A 20,219-nucleotide genomic window follows, 5' to 3' on the forward strand; every position below is an offset into this window, starting at 1 on the left:
CGCGCGAGCAAGGAGTTACAGAAGAGTTTCGATCTCGTCAGCCGAACGCGTCGACCGTGGCCTGGCAGAACGCCTTCAGATCGTCCGGTTTGCGGCTGGTGACCAGCTTGTTCGGGCCGCCGGTGCACACGACGACCTCCCGGTCCTCCCAGGTGGCTCCGGCGTTGCGCAGGTCCGTCTGCAGGCTCGGCCACGAGGTGACCGTACGGCCGCGCACCACGTCGGCCTCGATGAGCGTCCACGGCGCGTGGCAGATGGCGGCCACCGGCTTGCCGGCGTCGAAGAAGCCCCTGGCGAACGCGACGGCCTGCGGCACGGTGCGCAGGAAGTCGGGGTTGGCGACGCCGCCGGGCAGCACGAGGCCGTCGAAGTCGGCGGGCGACACCTCCTCCACCGTGGCGTCCACGGCGAACGTGTCGGCCTTGTCGAGGTGGTTGAAGCCCTGGACCTGGCCCGCGCTGGTGGAGACCAGCTTGGGCGTGCCGCCGGCCTGCTTGACGGCCTTCCACGGCTCGGTGAGCTCCACCTGCTCGACGCCTTCGGGTGCCACGAGGAACGCGATGGTCTTGTCCATGCCTGCCCCCTATCCCGCAGGCCGCGATCTATACGCCCAGGTGTGACCGGCCCACGCCAGGGCCGCGCCGATCGCGTACCAGAGCAGGTCGGGCGGGTTGAAGGTGCTGCCGAGCAGCGGGCGCAGCATCGCAGGGATGCCCGTGAGCTGGGCGAACTCGATCGCCCAGCTCAGCCCTGCCGACACCAGGGCGGCGGCCCAGGGGCGGACGCGGGGCAGGGCCAGCAGCACGAGCAGGTAGATCAGCACCGTGTAGAGCGCGTCGCCGGCGTACTTGGGGACCGGGCCGTCCCACAGCATGCGCACGCCGAGGCCCAGACCTATGGTGACCAGCGCGGCGAGGGCGACGGGCAAACGGGACACCGGGCACACACTAGTAGCATCGGCCCACATGAGTGCGACCATGGTGGTGCGGGATCTGGCGGCCGGACACGGGGAGCGGGTGCTGTTCTCCGGGCTGGATCTCGTGGTGGCCCCCGGCGACGTGATCGGGCTCGTGGGGGCCAACGGCGCGGGCAAGTCCACGCTGCTGCGCATGCTGGCCGGGATCGACCGGCCCGAGCAGGGCACGATCCGGCTCAGCCCGGCCACGGCCACCGTCGGCCACCTGCCGCAGGAGCCCGACCGCAGGCCGGGCGAGACGGTCAGGGAGTTCCTGGCCCGGCGCACCGGCGTGGCCCAGGCGCAGCGCGAGCTCGACGCCGCCACGCAGGGTCTGGTCGAGCAGGCGCCCGGCGCCGACGACGCCTACAGCGTGGCCCTGGAGCGGTGGCTGTCGCTCGGCGGCGCCGACCTGGAGGAGCGCACCGAGACGATCGGGCTGACGGTCGGCCTGGACCAGCTCATGACCTCGCTGTCCGGCGGCCAGGCGGCCCGCGCCGGGCTGGCGTCGCTGCTGCTCAGCCGCTACGACCTGTTCCTGCTCGACGAGCCGACCAACGACCTGGACCTCGACGGCCTCGACCGGCTGGAGGGCTTCGTCAACGGGCTGCGCGCCGGCACCGTGCTGGTCAGCCACGACCGCGAGTTCCTGGCCAGGACCGTCACCAAGGTCTTGGAGCTGGACCTGGCCCAGCAGCAGATCCACCTCTACGGCGGCGGCTACCAGGCGTACCTGGACGAGCGCGAGGTCGCCAGGCGGCACGCCAGGGAGCAGTACGAGGAGTACGCGGAGACCCGCGCCCAGCTGGAGGCCCGCGCCCGCACCCAGCGGGCGTGGATGGAGAAGGGCGTCAAGAACGCCCGCCGCAAGATGCCCGACAACGACAAGATCGGCCGCAACGCCCGCGTCGAGGCCACCGAGAAGCAGGCGGCCAAGGCCCGCCAGACCGACAAGATGATCGAGCGGCTGGACGTCGTCGAGGAGCCGCGCAAGGAGTGGGAGCTGCGGATGGAGATCGCCGCCGCGCCCCGCTCCGGCGCGGTCGTGGCGACGCTGCGCGGCGCGGTGGTCCGGCGCGGCACGTTCACGCTCGGCCCGGTCGACCTGGAGATCGGCTGGGCGGAGCGGGTGGCGATCACCGGGCCCAACGGCTCGGGCAAGACCACGCTGCTGGCCGCCCTGCTCGGCCGGACCGAGCTGGACGAGGGGCACGCCGCGCTCGGCCCCGGCGTCGTCGTCGGCGAGGTCGACCAGGCGCGCGGGCTGTTCGAGGGCGAGGAGGCGCTGCTCGACGCGTTCGCCACGCACGTGCCGGAGCTGATGCCGGCCGACGTGCGGACCCTGCTGGCCAAGTTCGGGCTCAAGGCCGGGCACGTGCTGCGCTCGGCGGCCACGCTGTCACCCGGCGAGCGCACCCGGGCCGCGCTGGCGTTGTTGCAGGCCAGGGGTGTTAACCTGCTCGTGCTCGACGAGCCGACCAACCATCTCGACCTGCCCGCCATCGAGCAGCTGGAGTCGGCGCTGGCGAGCTATCCGGGCACCCTGCTGCTGGTCACGCACGACCGCCGGATGCTCGACGCCGTGCACGTCGATCGCCGGCTGCGGGTGGAGTCGGGCGCGGTCACCGAAGCCCGCTGAAAATTTACACCGCGCAAGGAAACGAAGATGAAACAATTCTCCGCCACTCGTTGACATGCGACGTTCCTATGGTGTGCCGTGCTCTACACAGATAACCCCCCGCCTGAAGGTGAGGCACTCATGAGGAAATGGCTCGCGCGCCTGGCTGTGCTGGGCGTCGCGCTGTTGGTAGCCGGTCAGGGCCAGGCGGCCCTAGCGCAGGACCCTGCGGCGGGGAAGAAGATCGTACGTGTGGGCGCCACCCAGGCCGTCGACTCGATGAACCCCTTCCTCGCGGTCCGCCTGGTCTCCACCTCGATCCACCGCTGGATGTACGGGTTCCTCACGGTGCCCGACTCCAAGACGCTCAAGCCGAGCCCCGACCTGGCCGAGTCGTGGACCACGTCCGAGGACGGCCTCACCTGGACGTTCAAGATCCGCCAGACGAAGTGGTCCGACGGTCAGCCGGTCACCGCCGAGGACGCCGCCTGGACGTTCAACAAGATCATGACCGACGACGCGGCCAAGACCGCCAACGGCCCCGCCGTCGAGAACTTCGAGAGCGTCACGGCCAACGGCCAGGACCTGGTCATCAAGCTCAAGGCCCCGCAGGCCTCGATGCTGGAGAACCCGATCCCGATCATGCCCAAGCATGTGTGGGAGAAGGTCACCGACCTCGGCCAGTTCTCCGGCGACCAGTACCCGGCCGTGGTCAGCGGCCCGTACATCGCCGTCGAGCACAAGAAGGACCAGTACGTCAAGCTCAAGGCCAACCCCAACTACTGGCGGGGCGCCCCCAAGATCGACGAGCTTCAGGTCATCTTCTACGACAACCCCGCGGCCTCGATCGTCGGCCTGAAGAACGGCGAGATCGACCTGATCGGCCGGCTCAACCCGCCGGAGTTCGAGGCGCTCAAGGGCGACCCCAACATCGTCCAGTGGAACCAGCAGGGCCGCCGCGCCAACTACCTGCAGATCAACCACGGCGCCACCACCACCGACGACAAGCCCGTCGGCGACGGCCACCCGGCGCTCAAGGACCAGAAGGTCCGCCAGGCGCTGCACTACGCCATCGACAAGGACAAGCTCGTCGCCGAGGTGCAGAACGGCCTGGCCAAGCCCGCCCACGGCTCGATCGTGCCGCCCATGTACACGGACTTCTTCTGGGAGGCGAGCGGCGACACCAAGGTCACCTACGACCCGGCCAAGGCCAACCAGATCCTCGACGAGGCCGGCTACAAGAAGGGCGCCGACGGCGTCCGCACGATGCCCGACGGTGACCGCAAGCTGGAGTTCCGCTTCAGCATCCACACCGACACCCCGATCGAGGACAAGCTCGCCGAATACCTGACCGGGTTCTTCAAGGAGATCGGCATCACGCTGACCACCAAGAAGCTCGACTCCAGCAAGTTCACCGAGGAGACCGGCGTCACCGGCCTGTTCGACATCGCGATCAGCGGCTGGTCGGTCAACCCCGACCCGGAGGAGGTCCTGGCGACGCACCTGTGCAGCCGCCGGCCGACCCCGTCCGGCGAGGGCGGCGGCACCGAGTCGTTCTACTGCGACGAGACCTTCGAGAAGCTCTACCAGGAGCAGCTCAAGGAGCTCGACCGGCCCAAGCGCGCCGAGCTGATCAAGCAGATGCAGGAGCGCCTCTACACCGACGCCCCGGTCATCGCGATCTACTACACCAACGACCTCGAGGGCTACCGCAAGGACCGCATCAAGAGCGTCACCTCGGTGCCCGAGCAGGACGGCATCCTGTACGGCGCCAGCAGCTTCTGGCCGTTCTACTCGCTGGAGGCCGTCGAGCCGGCCGCCGCCGAGGCCGAGGGCGGCTCCAACACCGGCCTGATCGCCGGCGTGGTCGGGGCCGTGGTGGTCATCGGCCTCGGAGCCTTCTTCCTCACCAGGCGGCGTAAGAGTGCCGCGGACGACCGAGAATGACAGCACCTCTCGAAGCAGTGGAACCCGCCGCCTCCCAGGCGGCGGGCCCCGCTGAGGACCATCGCCCCGCCCGCCACGGCATCCTGCGCTACGCGCTGTCGAAGGCCGGCGGGGCGTTGTTCAGCATCGCCATGGTGATCATCGGAACGTTCTTCCTGTTCCGGCTGCTCCCGGGAGATCCCGTACGGGCCCTGGCCCAGGGACGCAACATGACCCCCGAGCAACTGGACATGGAACGCCGCAGGCTCGGCCTCGACGAGCCGCTGATCAACCAGTTCCTCAACTTCCTGGGCGACACGCTCCGCTTCGACCTCGGCATGTCCTACGAGTACAAGCGCCCGGTGCTCGACCTCATCGGGGACCGGATCGGCGCCACGCTGCTGCTGGCGGGCGTCGGCCTCGCGGTCGCGGTCAGCCTCGGCATCTGGCAGGGCATGCGGGCCGGGTGGCGCCACGGCAGCCGGTTCGACCGGTTCTCCACCGGCACCTCGCTGGTGCTGTGGTCGGTGCCGACGTTCTGGCTCGGGCTGCTCCTGCTGCTGGTGTTCGGCGCCTACCTCAAGATCTTCCCGTCGCGGGGCATCCAGAGCGTCGACGCGCCCGACGGGTTCGGCTACGTGCTCGACGTCGCGCACCACATGGTGCTGCCCGTCATCACCCTCGTCGGCGTGGTCTACGCCCAGTACCTGCTGGTCATGCGCTCGTCCCTGCTCGACGAGGTGGGCCAGGACTACATCACCACCGCCCGGGCCAAGGGCCTGCGCGACGACGACGTGCGGCGGCGGCACGCGGTGCCCAACGCGCTGCTCCCGACGGTCACGCTGGTGTTCATGCGCGTCGGCTTCGTCGTGGGCGGCGCGGTCACGGTGGAGACCATCTTCAGCTGGCCCGGCCTCGGGCAGCTCTTCTACGAGGCGGTCAGGGTGCCTGACTTCACGCTGATGCAGGGCACGTTCATGCTCATCACGGTCGCCGTGATCATCATGAACACGCTGGCCGACGTGATCTACCACATCCTCGACCCGAGGGTGAGGTCGGCATGAGCGTCGCGTCGGCACGCAGGCGGCAGTCGCTGACCCGGTTCTGGAAGGACTTCAGCAGGCAGCGGGCCGGCGTCGTGGGCCTGGTCATCCTGGTCGTCGCCGCGCTGCTGGCCGTGGTCGCGCCGCTGTTCATCGACCAGAGCGTCACCGGCGTCGTCAACGCCCCCGGCAAGCCGATGCAGCCGCCCAGCCTGGAGTTCCCGTTCGGCACCGACGAGTCGGGCCGCTCGATCCTGCTCATGGTGTGGTGGGGCTCGCGCACGTCGCTGCTCATCGGCTTCCTCGCGGCGCTGGTCAGCATGCTGATCGGCACCGTGCTCGGCATCGCCGCCGGGCACTTCCGCGGCTGGGTCAGCGCGGTCATCCTGCGGGTGACCGACTGGTTCCTGGTGCTGCCCTCGCTGGTCACGGCCCTGGTGCTGGCGGCCATCATGGGCGGCAGCACGTTCACGATCATCATGGCGATCGGCGTCACCACCTGGCCGACGACCGCCCGGCTGATCCGCGCCCAGACGCTGGCCGTCGAGGCCCGGCCGTACATCGAGCGCTCCAAGGCGCTCGGCGCCGGCCACTGGCACGTCACCACCCGGCACGTGCTGCCGAACGTGGCGCCGCTGCTGCTGGCCAGCACCACGCTGGAGGTCGCCAGCGCCATCGTCACCGAGTCCACGCTGGCCTTCCTCGGCGTCAGCGCGAACAAGACCTCGTGGGGCACGATGCTGCGCGGCTCCTACGACTGGGGCGCGGCCACCGCGGGCGCCTGGTGGTACATCCTGATCCCCGGCCTGTGCATCGTCGCGGTCGTCATGGCGTTCACGCTGTGCGGCCGGGCGCTGGAGGCCGTGCTCAACCCGCGACTGCGGAAGGCGGGCGCATGACCCTCCTCGAACTGGACGACGTCTCGGTGACGTACCGGATCGCCTCCGGCGAGGTCCCCGCCGTGCGCGGGGTGTCGCTGTCGCTCGACAGCGGCGCCGCGCTCGGGGTCGCCGGCGAGTCGGGGTCCGGCAAGTCGACGCTGGCCATGGCGCTGCTGCGGCTGCTGCCGCGGGACGCGCGCGTCGGCGGCCGGATCCTGCTCGGCGGCGAGGACGTGCTGACCATGAAGTGGGGCCGGCTGCGCGCGGTGCGCTGGGCGGAGGCCTCGATCGTGTTCCAGGGCGCGCAGCACGGGCTCAACCCGGTGCGCCGGATCGGCGAGCAGATCGCCGAGCCGATGCTGGTGCACGGCCTGGCCAAGCCCGACCAGGCGGACAAGCGGGTGGCCGAGCTGCTCGGCCAGGTGGGCATGCCCGCCTGGCGGGCGCAGAGCTACCCGCACGAGCTGTCCGGCGGGCAGCGCCAGCGCGTGATGATCGCGATGGCACTCGCCTGCTCGCCCAAGCTGATCATCGCCGACGAGCCGACGACCGCGCTCGACGTGATGGTCCAGGCCCAGGTGCTGACGCTGATCAAGGACCTGGTCGCCGAGCACGACATCTCCCTCATCATGATCTCGCACGACCTGTCGGTCCTCGCCGACGTGTGCGGGCAGCTCGCGGTCATGTACGCGGGCCGCGTCGTCGAGCACGGCCCGTCGCGCGAGGTGTTCCACGACGCCAAGCACCCCTACAGCAGGGCGCTGGCGGCGGCGTTCCCCACGGTCGGCGACCCGGTCTCCCGGCTGGCGCCCAAGGGGCTCGGCGGCGACCCGCCCGACCCCATGCATCTGCCGTCCGGCTGCGCCTTCCACCCGCGCTGCCCGATCGCGCTGGAGGAGTGCTCGTCGCTCGACGTCGAGCTGTGGCCCGCCGGTGACCGCCGCAGCGCCGCCTGCGTGCACGTACGGGCGAAGGAGGAGGCATCATGACCGAGACCGAAGCGCCGGCGGAGACCGTGAGCACGGCCCGCCGCACCCTGCTCGAAGCCCGTGACCTGCGCGTGGAGTTCGCCTCGCGCGGGCGGCGGGCCCGCGCGGTCGACGGCGTGAACCTCGCGGTCGGCGAGGGCGAGATCGTGGCGCTGGTCGGGGAGTCCGGCTGCGGCAAGACGACGCTCGCCCGCACCCTGCTCGGCTTGGAGAAGCCCACGGCGGGCACCGTCCACTTCGACGGCCGGCCGCTGAAGTACGGCTCGAAGGCGCTGAAGGAATACCGCAGGCAGGTGCAGCTCGTCCTCCAGGACCCGACGGGCTCGCTCAACCCGCGGCACACCGTCTACGAGGCGGTGGCCGAGGGGCCGCGCATCCACGGCCTGCCCGACGAGGCCGACATCGTGAACTCGGCGCTGTCGCGGGCCGGGCTGCGCCCGCCGGAGCGGTTCCTGCTGCGCTACCCGCACGAGCTGTCCGGCGGGCAGCGGCAGCGCGTGGTGATCGCCGGTGCGCTGGCGCTGAACCCGAAGGTGCTGATCGCCGACGAGCCGGTGGCCTCGCTGGACGCCTCGGTGCGCGGCGAGATCCTGGCGCTGATGCTCAAGCTCCGCGACGAGCTGGGATTGTCGGCGCTGGTCGTCACCCACGACCTGGGCCTGGCGTGGAACATCGCCGACCGGGTGGCGGTGATGTACCTGGGCCGGATCGTCGAGTCGGGGCCGGTCGAGCAGGTGCTGACGGCGCCGCGCCACCCCTACACGCAGGCGCTGCTGTCGGTGCTGCCCGAGTCGCCCGAACGGGTGGTGCTGACGGGCGAGCCGCCGGACCCGACCCGCATCCCGGGCGGCTGCCGCTTCCACGCCCGCTGCCAGGTGCTCGCCTCCGGCAAGGCGGCCGAGGCCGGCGTGGACGCCCGGTGCAGGGGTGAACTGCTCGACATCCTGCCTGCTTCGGCCACCGCGCAGGCGGCCTGCTACTACGCGGACGCCACGGGCTGAAAGGCCGCCGCGTTCTCGGCGGCCCACTCGGCGAAGCTCCGGGCGGGCCTGCCGGTGACCTGCTCGACGGTCGGGACCACGGTCTTGCCGACGTCCGGGGTGTTGCCGAGGGCGTCGATGAGGAACGCGATCGTCTCCTCGCCCATGCCGAACGAGCGCCACTGGGCGCGGGCCTCGTCCTCGGTCAGCTCGACGAAGCGGATCTCGGCGCCGAGGGCCTCGCCCAGCAGCCGGACCTTCTCGGCGGTGGTGACGGCGGCGGGGCCGGTCAGCGTCAGGCTCTCGCCGCCGTGCCCGCCCTCGGCCAGCACGGTCGCGGCCACGGCGGCGATGTCGCGCTCGTGCACCATCGCGCTGAGCCGGTCGCCGAACGGCTCGCGCACGACGCCCTCGCTCCTGACGGAGTGCGTCCACCACTTGAGCGTGTTGGACATGAACTCGACCGGGTGCAGCAGCGTCCACTCCATGCCGGTGGCGGCCAGGGCCTGCTCCAGCGCGCCGTCGGCGCGCCCACCGAGCACGGTCACCCGCTTCACCCCGGCCTCGGCCGCCAGCGCGGCGATGCGGTCGCCGTGCTGGAGGGGCGCGTAGTCGTCGCCGGCGAAGTTGATCAGGTGCGCTGCCTCGACGCCGTCGAACGCGGCGGCCAGCGTCTCGGGCCTGGCCAGGTCGCCCTCGACGACCTCGACGCCCTCGGGCAGGCCGGCCTTGGCGGCGTCCCTGGTCAGGGCCCGGACGCTGTGGCCGGCGCGCAGGAGCTCCTCCACGACGAGGCGGCCGACGGTCCCGGTGGCTCCGGTGACGAGGAAAGTCATGGCATGCTCCTTCTAGCGATGCGGAACGGAACGTTCTGATCTCAGAATAGCAGAACAGAACGTTTCATTCCACTAGAAGGCGCTGATCGCCGCAGGAGCCCTCTCGGCCCTGCTCAGCGTGCGGATCACCGCGGTCGCGCCGTGCCGGTGCACGGCCAGCCGCGCCAGCATCTCGACGACCGGCTCCACGACCTGCGGCGGCAGCTCGGGAGTCGGCACCCCGACGCTGGCGGCCAGGTCGTCGGCGTGCACCACGAGCTCGATCAGCCGGGTCAGCAGGAAGTCGTCCAGCAGCAGCGACCAGTTCGGCAGGTCGATCACCCGGTCGGCGGGCTCCGCCGCGAGCGCGGCCCGCTGCCGGTCGAGCAGGTCCTCCGTGGACGCCGCCAGGGCCTCGGCCCCACGGGCGGCGGCCTGCTCGCCGCCGCGCCTGATGTTCACGTTGCTCTCGTGGTCGAGGCCCTCCTGCACCCACGGGGAGCGCGTGTAGTGCTCCAGCAGCCGGATCGGCTCCCCGGCACCCTCGCTCGCCAGCGCGCCGTCGACGCGCACGAGCTGCTGCGCCAGGTGCCCGGCCAGCCCGCCGACGCTGAACTCGGTCAGCGCGCTCGGCTTGTCCCAGGCCGCCGCGACGGCGGGGTCCCGCAGCAGCGCCGCCGCCGAAGCGGCCGCCGTCACGTACGCGTTCCTGATCTCCCCCATGGGTGGCGATATCCCCTCATTGCGGTGTCATTGCGGTGTTTTCGCCCAGGTTATCCCTGGCGGTCCGCGTGATCGCGTCCCGGATGAACCGCCGGGCCAGCTTCGCCCTGCGGAACCGGCTCAGCACCGGCGGCGGCGTCCCGTACCGCCTGGCGCGGATGTCGGCCACCACCACGTCCGGCGCGCCCAGCTCGGCCAGCACGTCGAGCGCCTCCCGCTTGGTGATCAGCCGCCCGTCCCGCAAAGTCACCGTCGCCCGCGCCACCGTCACCATGCCGAGGTCCACCCACACCTCGCGCAGCCAGCGCCGCCGCCCGCCGAGCTTGACCAGCCAGAAGTCACGCAGATCCGCCCGGACGAAGTCGGCCAGCTCGCCGTCGGACACCGGCGGGATCAGCGCGTCCGGCGGCTCCCCGTACAGCTCCAGCGCGCCCGTGAGCAGCTCGCGGCGGGTGACGGCGGTGACCGGCCGCTCGAACAGCTCCGCCATCGCCCACGTCACGTGCCGCTCGCCCGGATCGGCCAGCCGCGCCACCGGCAGGTAGGAGCAGTGCAACTGCCCGGCCAGCGGCAGGTCGAGCCCCTGGTGAAGCGCCTCCAGCCGGCCGCGCTCGGCGTCGGTGAGCGGCCTCTCCACCACGGCGACCAGGTCCAGATCGCTCCGGCCCGGCTGGTAGTCGCCCCTGGCCAGCGACCCGTGCGCCCACAGCGCCACGAGCGGCACGACCGGCCCGACCTCCGCGAGGAAGCGCGTCAGCAGAAGCTCTGTGGAAGTGTGCATGCTGCCACTGTGAACGATCAGCCGCCGCCCATCCATACGGCGGCCGGTAAAACCGGTTGCCGGGTGCCGGGGGCGCCCGAAACGATCGGGTTCATGACCGCTGAACGCCCGCTCGCCCTGGTGACCGGGGTGGGGCGCACCACCGGCATCGGCGCCGGCATCGCCCTGCGCCTGGCCGACGCCGGCTGGGACCTCGCCTTCACCTACTGGCACCCGTACGACGAACGCATGGCCTGGGGCGTCGAGCCGGGCGCGACCGAGGAGATCGACCGGGAGCTGACCGGACGCGGCGCGGCCACCGTGGCGGTCGAGGCCGATCTCGCCGACCCCGAGGCCGCCGCCCGGATCTTCGACGCCGCCGAACGCCTGGGCCCGGTCACCGCGCTGGTGATGTGCCACTGCGAGTCGGTCGACTCCGGCCTGCTCGACACCACCGTCGAGAGCTTCGACCGGCACTTCGCCGTCAACGCCCGCGCCACCTGGCTGCTCGTCCGCGAGTACGGCCGCCGCTTCCGCGGCGCGCACGGCACCGGCCGCATCATCAGCCTGACCAGCGACCACACCGTGCACAACCTGCCCTACGGCGCCAGCAAGGGAGCCCTCGACCGGATCACGCTGGCGGCCACCCACGAGTTCGCCCACCTCGGGATCACCGCCAACGTCGTCAACCCCGGCCCGGTCGACACCGGCTGGATGTCGGACGAGGTGCGTGACGCCTGCCTGGACGCCACGCCGCTCGGCCGCCTGGGCACCCCGCAGGACACCGCCCACCTGGTGGAGTTCCTCTGCTCGCCGCAGGGCGGCTGGATCAACGGCCAGCTCCTGAAGAGCAACGGCGGCATGGCCTGACCGGCACGCCGGGTTCAGGCCGGCGCCGTGGCGGGCCGGACGCCGGCGCGGCGCCGGAGCCCGAAGGCCGCGATCACCACGCCCGCGACCGCCGCCCCCACCGGGACGAGCAGGGCGAGCCGGAGCGAGTCCAGCGCCGCCTCCGGCGTGGCCGCGCCGCCGAGCGCCGCCACGCTCACGGCGGTCACCGCCGACAGTCCGAGCGCGGTGCCGAACTGGAAGGCCGTGTAGAGCAGCCCGCTCGCCAGGCCGTGCTCGTGCTCGGCGACGCCGTCGGTGGCCGCCATGGTCAGCGGCCCGTACGCCAGCGAGAACGCCAGCCCGAGCAGCAGCATGGTCGGCAGCATCGCCGCGTACGTCCAGTCCATGCCGATCGGCAGGAACAGCGCGTAGCCGAGCGCGGTCACCACCAGCCCGCCGAACAGCACGCGGGCGTTGCCGAAGCGGTTGACCAGCCTCGGGGTGAGCGTCGGGGCCAGGACGGTGTCCATGCCGATCACCAGCATGGCCAGCCCCGTCTGCAGGCTGCTCCAGCCGCGCACCTCCTGGAGGTAGAGGGTGGCGACGAACTGGAACCCGGCGAACGACGCCAGGAACAGCAGCGCGCCCAGGTTGGCCCGCACCAGCGGCCCGGAGCGCAGGATGCCCAGCCGCACCAGGGGGTCGGCGGCTCGCCGCTCGATCAGCACGAAGGCCACCAGCAGCAGGAACCCGGCGCCGAACACGCCGAGTGTGCCCGCCAGGCCGTCACCCGGGTGCTCCAGCCGGACCACGCCGTAGACCAGCAGCAGCATGGCACCGGTGATGCTGAACGCGCCGGCCAGGTCGAAGCCGCCCGCGGGCCGCCCGGGCGCCGGCGTCTCCTTGATCAGGATCATGGCGGCGGCCAGGATCACCGCCGCCATGATCACCGGTGCGAAGAACACCCAGCGCCACCCGATCGAGGTCAGCAGCCCGCCGGCGACCAGGCCGAGCGAGAAGCCGCCCGCCGCCGTCCCGGCGTACACGCCGAGCGCCTTGGTGCGCTGCGGGCCCTCCGGGAAGGTGCCGGTGATCAGCGACAGCCCGGCCGGGGCCATGAACGCGGCGGCGACCCCGGTCACGAACCGGGCGACGAGCAGCATCCACCCCTCGGTCGCGAATCCGCCCAGGCCGGAGAAGGCCAGGAAGACGGCCAGCCAGAACAGGAACATCCGGCGCCGGCCCAGCAGGTCGGCCGCCCGGCCGCCCAGCAGCATGAATCCGCCGTAGCCGAGCACGTACGCGCTGACGACACCGCTGAGCGTGCCGGTGGACAGGCCCAGGTCGGCCCGGATCGACGGCAGGGCCACGTTCAGCATGGCCACGTCGATCCCTTCCAGGAAGACGGCTCCCGCCAGGACGAGGAGCACGCCCCAGGCGCGTGCGTCCATGCGGGTGTGCACAGGTGTGGACACGGTTCCATTCCTCTCGACAGCACGGAACCGGTCACGGTTACTCAACAGCATGCCGGTTCCCTCTTGTAACCAGCAGCATCGTCGAGCACCATGAGGTGTCATGGAAGACGGCACTTCACAGTCCCTCGGTTACTGCGGGGACACCGGCGGCGACTACGACGTCCTGCAGTGGGACACCCGCGAGGACTGCGAGGTCAGGCAGATCCTCGACCGCGTGGCCGACAAGTGGTCACTGCTGGTCATCGCGCTGCTCGACCGGCGCAGCCTGCGCTTCAGCGAGTTGCGCCGGATGATCGACGGGGTCAGCCAGCGCATGCTCACGCGCACGCTGCGCCACCTGGAGCGCGACGGGCTGGTCAGCAGGACCGTGCACCCGACCGTGCCGCCGCGCGTCGACTACGAGCTGACCTCGCTGGGCGCGACCCTGCACTCCACCATCCGCGAGCTGGTCACCTGGACCGAGTCGCACCAGAACGAGATCGCCGCAGCCCGCGCCGCCTACGACGCCCGCGTCCTGGCCGAGCAGGAGGCGGCCGAGGCCGACGCCGGCAGGCGGGCCGAGATCGCCCGCAGCGTGCTGACGGGCTCCCGCTGAGCCCGAGGAGTCAGGACGTGCCGAACAGGGCGCTGACCGACTCGCCGCAGTGGATCCGGCGCATGGCCTCGGCCAGCGCCGGGGCGACCGACAGCACCGTGAGCTTGTCGCTGGGCTTGGGCGGCGGGACCGTGTTGGTGCACACGATCTCCTCGACCTCGGGCAGCGCGCTGAGCCGCTCGATCGAGCCGTCGGCGAACAGCCCGTGGGTGCACGCCACGCGCACCGAGCGGACGCCGCGCTCGCGCAGCCGGTCGAGCAGCTCGATGACCGTGCTGCCCTTGGCGATCTCGTCGTCCAGGATGATCACGTCCTTGCCCGCCACGTCGCCGATGACCGAGCTGATCACCACCCGGTCGTCGGCGAAGCGCTGCTTGGCGCCCATCGCCACGCCCGCGCCGATCAGGCGGGCGAAGTGCGCGGCCTCCTTGGCGTTGCCCAGGTCGGGGGAGACCACGACGGTGTCGGACAGGTCGTAGCGCCGGAAGTGCGCGGCCAGCTCGCGCAGCGCGTGGAGGTGGTCGACGGGGACGCTGAAGAAGCCGTGCACCTGCGGGGAGTGCAGCGTCATCGTCAGCACCCGGCCCGCTCCGGCCGTCGCCATCAGGTCGGCCACGAGCCGCGCGCCGATCGAGATGCGCGGCGCGTCCTTCTTGTCGGAGCGCGCGTAGGCGTAGTGCGGCATGACCACGGTCGTCCTGGCCGCCGAGGCGCCCCGGGCGGCGTCGAGCATGAGCAGCAGCTCGACCAGATGCTCCTGGGTGGGCGGCACGAGCGGCTGGATCAGGAACACGTCACGCTCGCGGCAGTTGGCCTGGAGCTGGACCTCGATGACGTCGTTGGCGAAGCGGTCGACCTTGACCGGGTGGAGTGGGGTGCCGAGCTGGGCGCAGATCTCCTCAGCCAGCTCCGGGTGTGCACTTCCGCTGAAAACCGTGATGTCTCGCACGATTCCCACACCCTACAGTCAGGCCGGCAGGCCGGGCGTGAGCGAGCCGAGGTCGTCGACGACGCGCCAGGCCAGGGCCAGCGCGTCGGGCGCGGGCGGGTAGCGCGGGTGCGGGACGGCGATCACGCGCATGCCGGCGGCGTCGGCGGAGCGCAGGCCGTTGCTGGAGTCCTCGACGGCCACGCAGTCCGCCGGGTCGACGCCGAGCCTGCGGGCCGCCTCCAGGTAGCCGTCGGGGGCGGGCTTGCCGCGCGCGACCTCCTCGGTCGACACGGTGGCCGTGAAGCAGCTCGTCAGGCCGCTGGCGTCGAGCACCACGTCGATCAGCGCCCGGGGCGAGGAGCTGGCCAGGCCGAGCGTCACGGATGCGGCCAGCCGCCGGACGGCCTCGGTGGCGCCGGGCATCAGCGGCACGCCGTCGCGGTAGCGGGCCGCCATCTGCTCGATCACCCGCTTGGCGATCTCGGCAGGCGGCAGGTCCACGCCGAGTTCGTGCAGGTAGGCGGCCCATTCGCCGGTGCTCATGCCCATGAGCCTGGACTGGGTGTCGTCCTGCCACACGCCGCCGTGGTCGGCGACGAAGGCCCGCCGCACCTCTTCCCACACCGGCTCGGAGTCGACGAGCACCCCGTCGAGATCGAACACGCACGCTTTCATGGGCCCCAGCAAATCACATCCGCCTTTTGTCCGTATTGCCCGACCTTTGGCCCTGTCTGTGGTGATTTTGGGGCATGCACCCGGCATGGCCGACCTTCCATTCCACGATCGCCAGGACTACGAGGACGCGGATCGCGGGTTCATCGCCGGTCTGACCCCGGCCGTGGTCAAGGACGTCGACGGCCGGGTCGTCTGGGACAACGACGCCTACGCCTTCCTCCAGGCCGACTGCCCCGAGACCGTCCACCCCAGCCTGTGGAGACAGGGCCAGCTCTGCGCCAGGCAGGGCCTGTACGAGGTGGCCGACGGCATCTACCAGGTCCGCGGGCTCGACCTGTCGAACATGACCCTGGTCGAGGGCGACACCGGGGTCGTCGTGGTCGACCCGCTCATCTCCACCGAGTGCGCCGCCGCCGCGCTCCGCCTCTACCAGGACCACCGCGGCGAACGCCCGGTCACCGGCGTCGTCTACACGCACTCGCACGCCGACCACTTCGGCGGCGTCCGCGGCGTCACCGGCGGCGGCGTGCCCATCCTGGCCCCCGAGGGCTTCCTCGAACACGCCGCCGCCGAGAGCGTCTACGCCGCGCCCGCCATGACCCGCCGCGCCGTCTACATGGAAGGCCCCGCCCTCGACAGGTCACCGTGGGGCCAGGTCGGCGCCGGCCTCGGCATGGCCTCCTCGACCGGGACGATCTCCCTCATCCCGCCCACCCTGTACGTCAGGCGCACCGGCCAGGAGGAGACCGTCGACGGCGTGCGGTTCAGCTTCCAGCTCGCGCCCGGCACCGACGCGCCACCCGAGATGTCGTTCCTGCTGCCCGACCGCCGGGCGCTCTTCCTGGCCGAGAACGCCACCCACAACCAGCACAACCTGCTGTCGCTGCGCGGCGCCCCGGTGCGCCACCCGCGCCGCTGGACGCGCTGCCTCACCGAGGCCATCACGCTGTTCGGCGACGCCGCCGACGTGGCCTTCGCCTCCCACCACTGGCCCTCCTGGGGCGGCGAGAACATCGTCCGCTTCCTGTCGGAGCAGCGCGACCTGTACGCCTACCTGCACGACCAGACGCTGCGCCTGATGAACCAGGGCATGACCGGCCCGGAGATCGCCGAGCACCTGCAGCTCCCGCCCGGCCTGGAGCAGGTCTGGCACACCCACGGCTACTACGGCTCGACCGGCCACAACGTCAAGGCCATCTACCAGCACTACCTCGGCTGGTTCGACGGCAACCCGGCCCACCTGTGGGAGCACCCGCCCCGGCAGAGCGCGATCCGCTACGTGGAGTGCCTGGGCGGCGGCGCCGCCGTGGTCGCCTTCGCCAGGGCCTACATCGACGCCGGCGACCTGCGCTTCGCCGCCCAGCTGCTCAACCACGCGGTCTTCGCCGACGAGGGCAACAAACCGGCCCGCGACCTGCTGGCCGAGGTCTACACCCGGCTCGGGCACGGCGCCGAGAACGCCACCTGGCGGAACTCGTACCTGATGGGGGCGCTGGAGCTGGCCGACGGGATCGTGCCCGCCACGGCCGCGCAGCCCTCGCCCGACCTGATCGCGGCGCTGAGCGTGAGCCAGATCTTCGACTCGATCGCCATCCGGGTCAACGGGCCACGGGCCTGGCACGAGCGGCTGTCGATCGACTGGCACCTGACCGACCTGGGGGAGCGGCACCGTACGACGCTCTCCAACGGGGCGCTCGTCCACCAGGAGAACCCGCCGGAGGCGGAGGTCGACCTGACGCTCAGGCTCACCAAGGCGCAGCTCCTCGCGCTGCTCACGGGCAAGTGCGTGGAGGGCGTGGACCGGGAGGGCGACACGGGCGTGCTCAGGCGCCTGGTGGCCGTGCTGGACGGCCCCGTGCCCGGCTTCGCGATCGTGACCCCGTGACCGGGCCCGCCCACAGGAGCGTCGCCAGCACCGCTCCGGCCGCCGGACCGGCGAGCAGGGGCGCCGACACGCCGCCCGCGTGCCAGCTCGCCGCCGCCGCGGCCGCGCACGCCAGCACGGTCACGGCGAACGTCGCCGCCCACAGCGGAAGCACGTACAGGAAGGCGAAGAACAGGGGGAACACCAGCCAGGCGAACGGCGCCGACAGCGTGGCCAGGCCCGCCCACGCGCAGGTGAGCGTCACCAGCCAGACCCGCTCGCCGGTGCGGCTCAGGCCGCCGCCGAACACCGGCCCGGCCGCGTAGAGGGCGGCCAGCAGCACGCCGGCGACGGCCACGACGGGCCGCCCGTCGCCGCCCACGGCGGCCAGCAGCAGCACCGCCGACGCGCCGTGGACCGCCCACCAGAGCAGCCGCACCATGCCACCGAGGGTAATCCGCGCAGGTCAGCGCCGCCGGGGCGCCACGCTGGTGAAGGCGAGATAGAGCACGCCCGCCAGCACCAGCGCGACCACCACGCCGATGTTGGCCGAGGCGAACGTGCCCGCCTTCAGGTCGTCGCTCATCAGGAAGCCGACCAGGCCCGCGATGTTCGGGTCGGCCGAGCTGATCAGGCCGATGCCGACGAACGAGGCCGCCACCAGCGACACCACGCCCGCCCAGTTGACCGCCGGCGCGCCCGGCCGCAGCAGCCGCTCGTCGTAGGAGCGCCCGCCGTCGCGCAGCCGCCACAGGTCCACCAGGAAGACCGCGACCCAGGCCGCCATCACCACGCCGATGATCGCCAGGAACGCCTGGAACGTGGCCAGGAAGCTGGTCGAGACGAACAGCAGGTAGTAGCCGCCGAGCACCATGAGCAGGCCGTCGATCAGCACCGCGTAGTGCCGCCTGATCGGCACGCCCAGCGCCAGCATCGACAGGCCCGACGAGTAGATGTCCATGATCGCCCCGGCCAGGAACCCGCCGATGGCGGTCAGCAGGTACGGCAGCAGGAACCAGGTCGGCAGCGCCCCCGCCAGCGCCGCCACCGGGTCACCGGCCGCCGCGCCGGCCAGCTCCGGGTCGCCGCCCGCCAGCAGCACGCCGAACACCAGCAGCACCATCGGCGGCAGCGCCCCGCCCAGCGTCGTCCACAACGCCACCCGCGAGGGCCGCGACGCCGACGGCAGGTAACGCGAGTAGTCGGCCCCGCAGTTGACCCAGCCCAGGCCGAGCAGCGTCATCGCGAAGATCACCCCGCCCACCCAGGCGCCCGGCCCCGCGTCGCCGCCCTCCAGCGCGGTGCCCAGGCGCGGCGCCATCAGCACCATGTAGATCACGGTCAGCACGACGAACGCGTAGGTCAGGTACCGCTGCACCACCATGATCATCGCGTGCCCGTACACCCCGACCGCGATCGTCACCAGCGCCGCCACCGCGAAGCACACCGCCGTCGCCGTCGTGGCCGGCACGCCCGGCGCGACCCGGCCCAGGATCGCCGCCCCGCCCTGCGCCGCGAGCGTGACCAGCACGGTCTCCCAGCCCACGTTCGAGACGTACGACAGCGCGGCGGGCAGCTTGTTGCCCTGGTAGCCGAACGGCGCCCGGCCCAGCGTCATCGTCGGCACCCCGGACCGGGACCCGGCGACGGCCACCAGCCCGACCAGGCCGAACGAGAGCGCGTAGCCGACCGCCCCGGTGATGATCGCGGGGACGACGCCCAGCCCGAGCCCGACCACGTACACGCCGAACGCGACCCCGAACAGCGACAGGTTCGAGCCCGCCCACGGCCAGAACAGATCCGACGGCCGGCCGCGGCGCTCCCCTTCGGGGATCGCGTTGATGCCGTTCCGTTCCACCGCCAACGTGTCCATGATCGGACGGTACCCGGGGTACATGAGGCGGAAAAGGGGGATGTGACCGCCGTGACGCCTGACCCGCGCAGGCCCGCGCTGGCCGTCTGCCTCGTGGCGGCGTTCATGTCCGGCCTGGACGTGAGCATCGTCAACGTCGCCCTGCCCTCGATCAGGGAGAGCCTGCACGCCTCCGCCGACGGCCTGCAGTGGATCCTGTCCGGCTACGCGCTGACGTTCGGGCTGCTGCTGGTGCCCGCCGGGCGGCTCGGCGACGCGCGCGGCCGGCGCGACCTGTTCGTCCTGGGCGTGCTGCTGTTCACCCTGGCCAGCGCCGCGTGCGGGCTCGCGCCCAGCATGCCGGTGCTGGTCGTCGCCCGGCTGCTCCAGGGCCTGGCCGCCGGGGTGATCAACCCGCAGGTGTCGGGGCTGATCCAGCAGATGTTCCAGGGCGCCGAACGCGGGCGGGCGTTCGGCGCGCTCGGCGCCACCATCGGCGTGTCCACCGCCGCGGGGCCGCTCATCGGCGGCGCGCTCGTCACCGTGTTCGGCGCCGACCACGGCTGGCGGTGGGTGTTCCTGGTGAACGTGCCGATCGGGCTCGCGCTGCTGCCGCTGGCCCGCAAACTGCTGCCCGCCATGCCGCGCGGGCAGGGACGGCGCGAGAGCATGGACCCCGTCGGCGTGCTGCTGCTCGGCGCGGGCGTCGCCGGGCTGCTGCTGCCCGTCATCCAGCAGCACCAGTGGCAGAGCCCCGCCACCTGGCTCCTCGTCCCGGCCGCCCTGGCCGTGCTCGCCGGCTTCGTCGCCTGGGAGCGGGCCTACGGCAAGGAACCGCTGGTGCGGCTCGCGCTGTTCGCCCGCCGCTCCTACAGCCTCGGCACCACGATCGCGCTGTTCTACTTCGCCGGGTTCACCGGGATCTTCTTCATCTTCACCCTCTACCTGCAGAGCGGGCTCCACTACAGCCCGCTCCAGGCCGGGCTGTCGATCACCCCGTTCGCGCTCGGCTCGGCGTCGGCGTCGCTGCTCGGCGGCCGGCTCGTCGGGCGGGCCGGGCGGCGGGTGGTCGCCGTCGGCCTGCTCGTCGTCATCGCCGGGCTCGCGTCGACCGTCTGGGCCACCGTGCTCGTGCCCGGTCCCGGCGTCGGGCTCGCCACCGCGCTGCCGCTGCTCGTCGCCGGCATCGGCAGCGGGCTCGTCATCGCGCCCAACCAGGCGATCAGCCTCTCCGAGGTGCCCCCGGCCGCCGGCGGCAGCGCCGCCGGGGTGCTGCAGACCGGGCAGCGGCTCGGCTCGTCGATCG

The 20,219-nt window shown here is 72.0% G+C and carries 20 protein-coding genes; 10 read left to right on the forward strand and 10 right to left on the reverse strand.

Annotation, left to right across the window (positions count from 1 at the left end):
* Nucleotides 1-37: 37 nt before the first annotated feature.
* Both KME80_RS36855 and KME80_RS36860 read right to left on the reverse strand, forming a co-directional pair.
* Nucleotides 38-574, reverse strand: a complete 537-nt coding sequence (locus KME80_RS36855; protein ID WP_219511786.1) for a type 1 glutamine amidotransferase domain-containing protein — start codon at nt 572-574, stop codon at nt 38-40.
* 9 nt (nt 575-583) lie between these two features.
* Entirely contained in the window at nt 584-937 is a 354-nt protein-coding gene (locus KME80_RS36860; RefSeq protein ID WP_219511787.1) for a ribosomal maturation YjgA family protein, read from the reverse strand.
* 28 nt (nt 938-965) lie between these two features.
* Here KME80_RS36860 and KME80_RS36865 point away from each other — a divergent pair, with 28 nt between their 5' ends.
* The 6 genes from KME80_RS36865 to KME80_RS36890 all read left to right on the forward strand — a co-directional run bounded on the left by KME80_RS36865 (nt 966) and on the right by KME80_RS36890 (nt 8,413).
* A complete protein-coding gene (locus tag KME80_RS36865; protein WP_219511789.1) occupies nt 966-2,594 on the forward strand; it encodes an ABC-F family ATP-binding cassette domain-containing protein in 1,629 nt (542 codons plus the stop codon).
* Nucleotides 2,595-2,714: 120 nt separating this feature from the next.
* The gene (locus KME80_RS36870; protein ID WP_219511791.1) at nt 2,715-4,520 is read left to right on the forward strand and encodes an ABC transporter substrate-binding protein; all 1,806 of its coding nucleotides are present in this window, start codon (nt 2,715-2,717) and stop codon (nt 4,518-4,520) included.
* Entirely contained in the window at nt 4,517-5,563 is a 1,047-nt protein-coding gene (locus tag KME80_RS36875) for an ABC transporter permease (RefSeq protein WP_219511794.1), read from the forward strand. The genes KME80_RS36870 and KME80_RS36875 overlap by 4 nt, the downstream gene beginning before the upstream one ends.
* Nucleotides 5,560-6,441 (forward strand): ABC transporter permease, encoded by an 882-nt coding sequence (locus tag KME80_RS36880; RefSeq protein WP_219511796.1) that lies wholly within the window; start codon nt 5,560-5,562, stop codon nt 6,439-6,441. Before KME80_RS36875 ends, KME80_RS36880 begins: the two co-directional genes overlap by 4 nt.
* Nucleotides 6,438-7,412: an ABC transporter ATP-binding protein gene (locus KME80_RS36885; RefSeq protein WP_219511798.1), complete on the forward strand. Its 975-nt coding sequence runs from the start codon at nt 6,438-6,440 to the stop codon at nt 7,410-7,412. Before KME80_RS36880 ends, KME80_RS36885 begins: the two co-directional genes overlap by 4 nt.
* Nucleotides 7,409-8,413, forward strand: coding sequence for an ABC transporter ATP-binding protein (locus KME80_RS36890; protein ID WP_219511800.1), 1,005 nt, complete (start codon nt 7,409-7,411; stop codon nt 8,411-8,413). Before KME80_RS36885 ends, KME80_RS36890 begins: the two co-directional genes overlap by 4 nt.
* Here KME80_RS36890 and KME80_RS36895 read toward each other — a convergent pair.
* The 3 genes from KME80_RS36895 to KME80_RS36905 all read right to left on the reverse strand — a co-directional run bounded on the left by KME80_RS36895 (nt 8,392) and on the right by KME80_RS36905 (nt 10,711).
* Nucleotides 8,392-9,228 carry an NmrA family NAD(P)-binding protein gene (locus KME80_RS36895; protein WP_219511802.1) on the reverse strand — a complete coding sequence of 279 codons (837 nt, stop codon included), beginning with the start codon at nt 9,226-9,228 and terminating at the stop codon, nt 8,392-8,394. The genes KME80_RS36890 and KME80_RS36895 overlap by 22 nt on opposite strands.
* Nucleotides 9,229-9,300: 72 nt before the next feature.
* A complete protein-coding gene (locus KME80_RS36900) occupies nt 9,301-9,930 on the reverse strand; it encodes a maleylpyruvate isomerase N-terminal domain-containing protein (RefSeq protein WP_219511804.1) in 630 nt (209 codons plus the stop codon).
* A gap of 16 nt (nt 9,931-9,946) precedes the next feature.
* Nucleotides 9,947-10,711 (reverse strand): nucleotidyltransferase domain-containing protein, encoded by a 765-nt coding sequence (locus tag KME80_RS36905; protein WP_219511806.1) that lies wholly within the window; start codon nt 10,709-10,711, stop codon nt 9,947-9,949.
* 93 nt (nt 10,712-10,804) lie between these two features.
* Here KME80_RS36905 and KME80_RS36910 point away from each other — a divergent pair, with 93 nt between their 5' ends.
* Nucleotides 10,805-11,560 carry an SDR family oxidoreductase gene (locus KME80_RS36910; protein ID WP_219511808.1) on the forward strand — a complete coding sequence of 252 codons (756 nt, stop codon included), beginning with the start codon at nt 10,805-10,807 and terminating at the stop codon, nt 11,558-11,560.
* A gap of 14 nt (nt 11,561-11,574) precedes the next feature.
* On the opposite strand, the gene KME80_RS36915 is transcribed toward KME80_RS36910, so the two are convergent.
* Complete coding sequence (locus KME80_RS36915; RefSeq protein ID WP_308126085.1) at nt 11,575-12,996, reverse strand: MFS transporter; 1,422 nt, start codon at nt 12,994-12,996, stop codon at nt 11,575-11,577.
* A gap of 100 nt (nt 12,997-13,096) precedes the next feature.
* On the opposite strand from KME80_RS36915, the gene KME80_RS36920 reads away from it, so the two are divergent.
* Nucleotides 13,097-13,591: a winged helix-turn-helix transcriptional regulator gene (locus KME80_RS36920; RefSeq protein ID WP_219511810.1), complete on the forward strand. Its 495-nt coding sequence runs from the start codon at nt 13,097-13,099 to the stop codon at nt 13,589-13,591.
* A gap of 10 nt (nt 13,592-13,601) precedes the next feature.
* Here the strand turns inward: KME80_RS36920 and KME80_RS36925 are convergent, their stop codons facing one another.
* Both KME80_RS36925 and KME80_RS36930 read right to left on the reverse strand, forming a co-directional pair.
* Nucleotides 13,602-14,540, reverse strand: coding sequence for a ribose-phosphate diphosphokinase (locus KME80_RS36925; protein ID WP_219511812.1), 939 nt, complete (start codon nt 14,538-14,540; stop codon nt 13,602-13,604).
* Between the two features lie 18 nt (nt 14,541-14,558).
* On the reverse strand, nt 14,559-15,185 hold the full coding sequence (locus tag KME80_RS36930; RefSeq protein ID WP_219511813.1) for an HAD family hydrolase: 627 nt from the start codon (nt 15,183-15,185) through the stop codon (nt 14,559-14,561).
* A 97-nt stretch (nt 15,186-15,282) separates the two neighbouring features.
* Here KME80_RS36930 and KME80_RS36935 point away from each other — a divergent pair, with 97 nt between their 5' ends.
* Nucleotides 15,283-17,082, forward strand: a complete 1,800-nt coding sequence (locus tag KME80_RS36935) for an alkyl/aryl-sulfatase (RefSeq protein ID WP_219511817.1) — start codon at nt 15,283-15,285, stop codon at nt 17,080-17,082.
* Here KME80_RS36935 and KME80_RS36940 read toward each other — a convergent pair.
* Nucleotides 17,021-17,503 (reverse strand): hypothetical protein, encoded by a 483-nt coding sequence (locus tag KME80_RS36940; RefSeq protein ID WP_219511820.1) that lies wholly within the window; start codon nt 17,501-17,503, stop codon nt 17,021-17,023. The two genes, KME80_RS36935 and KME80_RS36940, sit on opposite strands and share 62 nt — an antisense overlap.
* A 24-nt stretch (nt 17,504-17,527) precedes the next feature.
* A complete protein-coding gene (locus tag KME80_RS36945; RefSeq protein WP_219511823.1) occupies nt 17,528-18,934 on the reverse strand; it encodes a purine-cytosine permease family protein in 1,407 nt (468 codons plus the stop codon).
* A gap of 51 nt (nt 18,935-18,985) precedes the next feature.
* On the opposite strand from KME80_RS36945, the gene KME80_RS36950 reads away from it, so the two are divergent.
* A partial coding sequence (locus KME80_RS36950; protein WP_308126086.1) for an MFS transporter occupies nt 18,986-20,219 on the forward strand: 1,234 nt, incomplete at its 3' end.

Source organism: Nonomuraea ceibae (genome assembly GCF_019396325.1).
Taxonomy (GTDB): domain Bacteria; phylum Actinomycetota; class Actinomycetes; order Streptosporangiales; family Streptosporangiaceae; genus Nonomuraea; species Nonomuraea ceibae.

What these genes read in the sequence shown, in the direction of transcription:
- KME80_RS36855 (WP_219511786.1), bottom strand. Translation starts at nt 574, where the DNA reads ATGGACAAGACCATCGCGTTCCTCGTGGCACCCGAAGGCGTCGAGCAG.
- KME80_RS36865 (WP_219511789.1), top strand. Translation starts at nt 966, where the DNA reads ATGAGTGCGACCATGGTGGTGCGGGATCTGGCGGCCGGACACGGGGAG.
- KME80_RS36870 (WP_219511791.1), top strand. Translation starts at nt 2,715, where the DNA reads ATGAGGAAATGGCTCGCGCGCCTGGCTGTGCTGGGCGTCGCGCTGTTG.
- KME80_RS36875 (WP_219511794.1), top strand. Translation starts at nt 4,517, where the DNA reads ATGACAGCACCTCTCGAAGCAGTGGAACCCGCCGCCTCCCAGGCGGCG.
- KME80_RS36880 (WP_219511796.1), top strand. Translation starts at nt 5,560, where the DNA reads ATGAGCGTCGCGTCGGCACGCAGGCGGCAGTCGCTGACCCGGTTCTGG.
- KME80_RS36885 (WP_219511798.1), top strand. Translation starts at nt 6,438, where the DNA reads ATGACCCTCCTCGAACTGGACGACGTCTCGGTGACGTACCGGATCGCC.
- KME80_RS36890 (WP_219511800.1), top strand. Translation starts at nt 7,409, where the DNA reads ATGACCGAGACCGAAGCGCCGGCGGAGACCGTGAGCACGGCCCGCCGC.
- KME80_RS36895 (WP_219511802.1), bottom strand. Translation starts at nt 9,228, where the DNA reads ATGACTTTCCTCGTCACCGGAGCCACCGGGACCGTCGGCCGCCTCGTC.
- KME80_RS36900 (WP_219511804.1), bottom strand. Translation starts at nt 9,930, where the DNA reads ATGGGGGAGATCAGGAACGCGTACGTGACGGCGGCCGCTTCGGCGGCG.
- KME80_RS36905 (WP_219511806.1), bottom strand. Translation starts at nt 10,711, where the DNA reads ATGCACACTTCCACAGAGCTTCTGCTGACGCGCTTCCTCGCGGAGGTC.
- KME80_RS36910 (WP_219511808.1), top strand. Translation starts at nt 10,805, where the DNA reads ATGACCGCTGAACGCCCGCTCGCCCTGGTGACCGGGGTGGGGCGCACC.
- KME80_RS36920 (WP_219511810.1), top strand. Translation starts at nt 13,097, where the DNA reads ATGGAAGACGGCACTTCACAGTCCCTCGGTTACTGCGGGGACACCGGC.
- KME80_RS36935 (WP_219511817.1), top strand. Translation starts at nt 15,283, where the DNA reads ATGGCCGACCTTCCATTCCACGATCGCCAGGACTACGAGGACGCGGAT.
- KME80_RS36940 (WP_219511820.1), bottom strand. Translation starts at nt 17,503, where the DNA reads ATGGTGCGGCTGCTCTGGTGGGCGGTCCACGGCGCGTCGGCGGTGCTG.
- KME80_RS36945 (WP_219511823.1), bottom strand. Translation starts at nt 18,934, where the DNA reads ATGGACACGTTGGCGGTGGAACGGAACGGCATCAACGCGATCCCCGAA.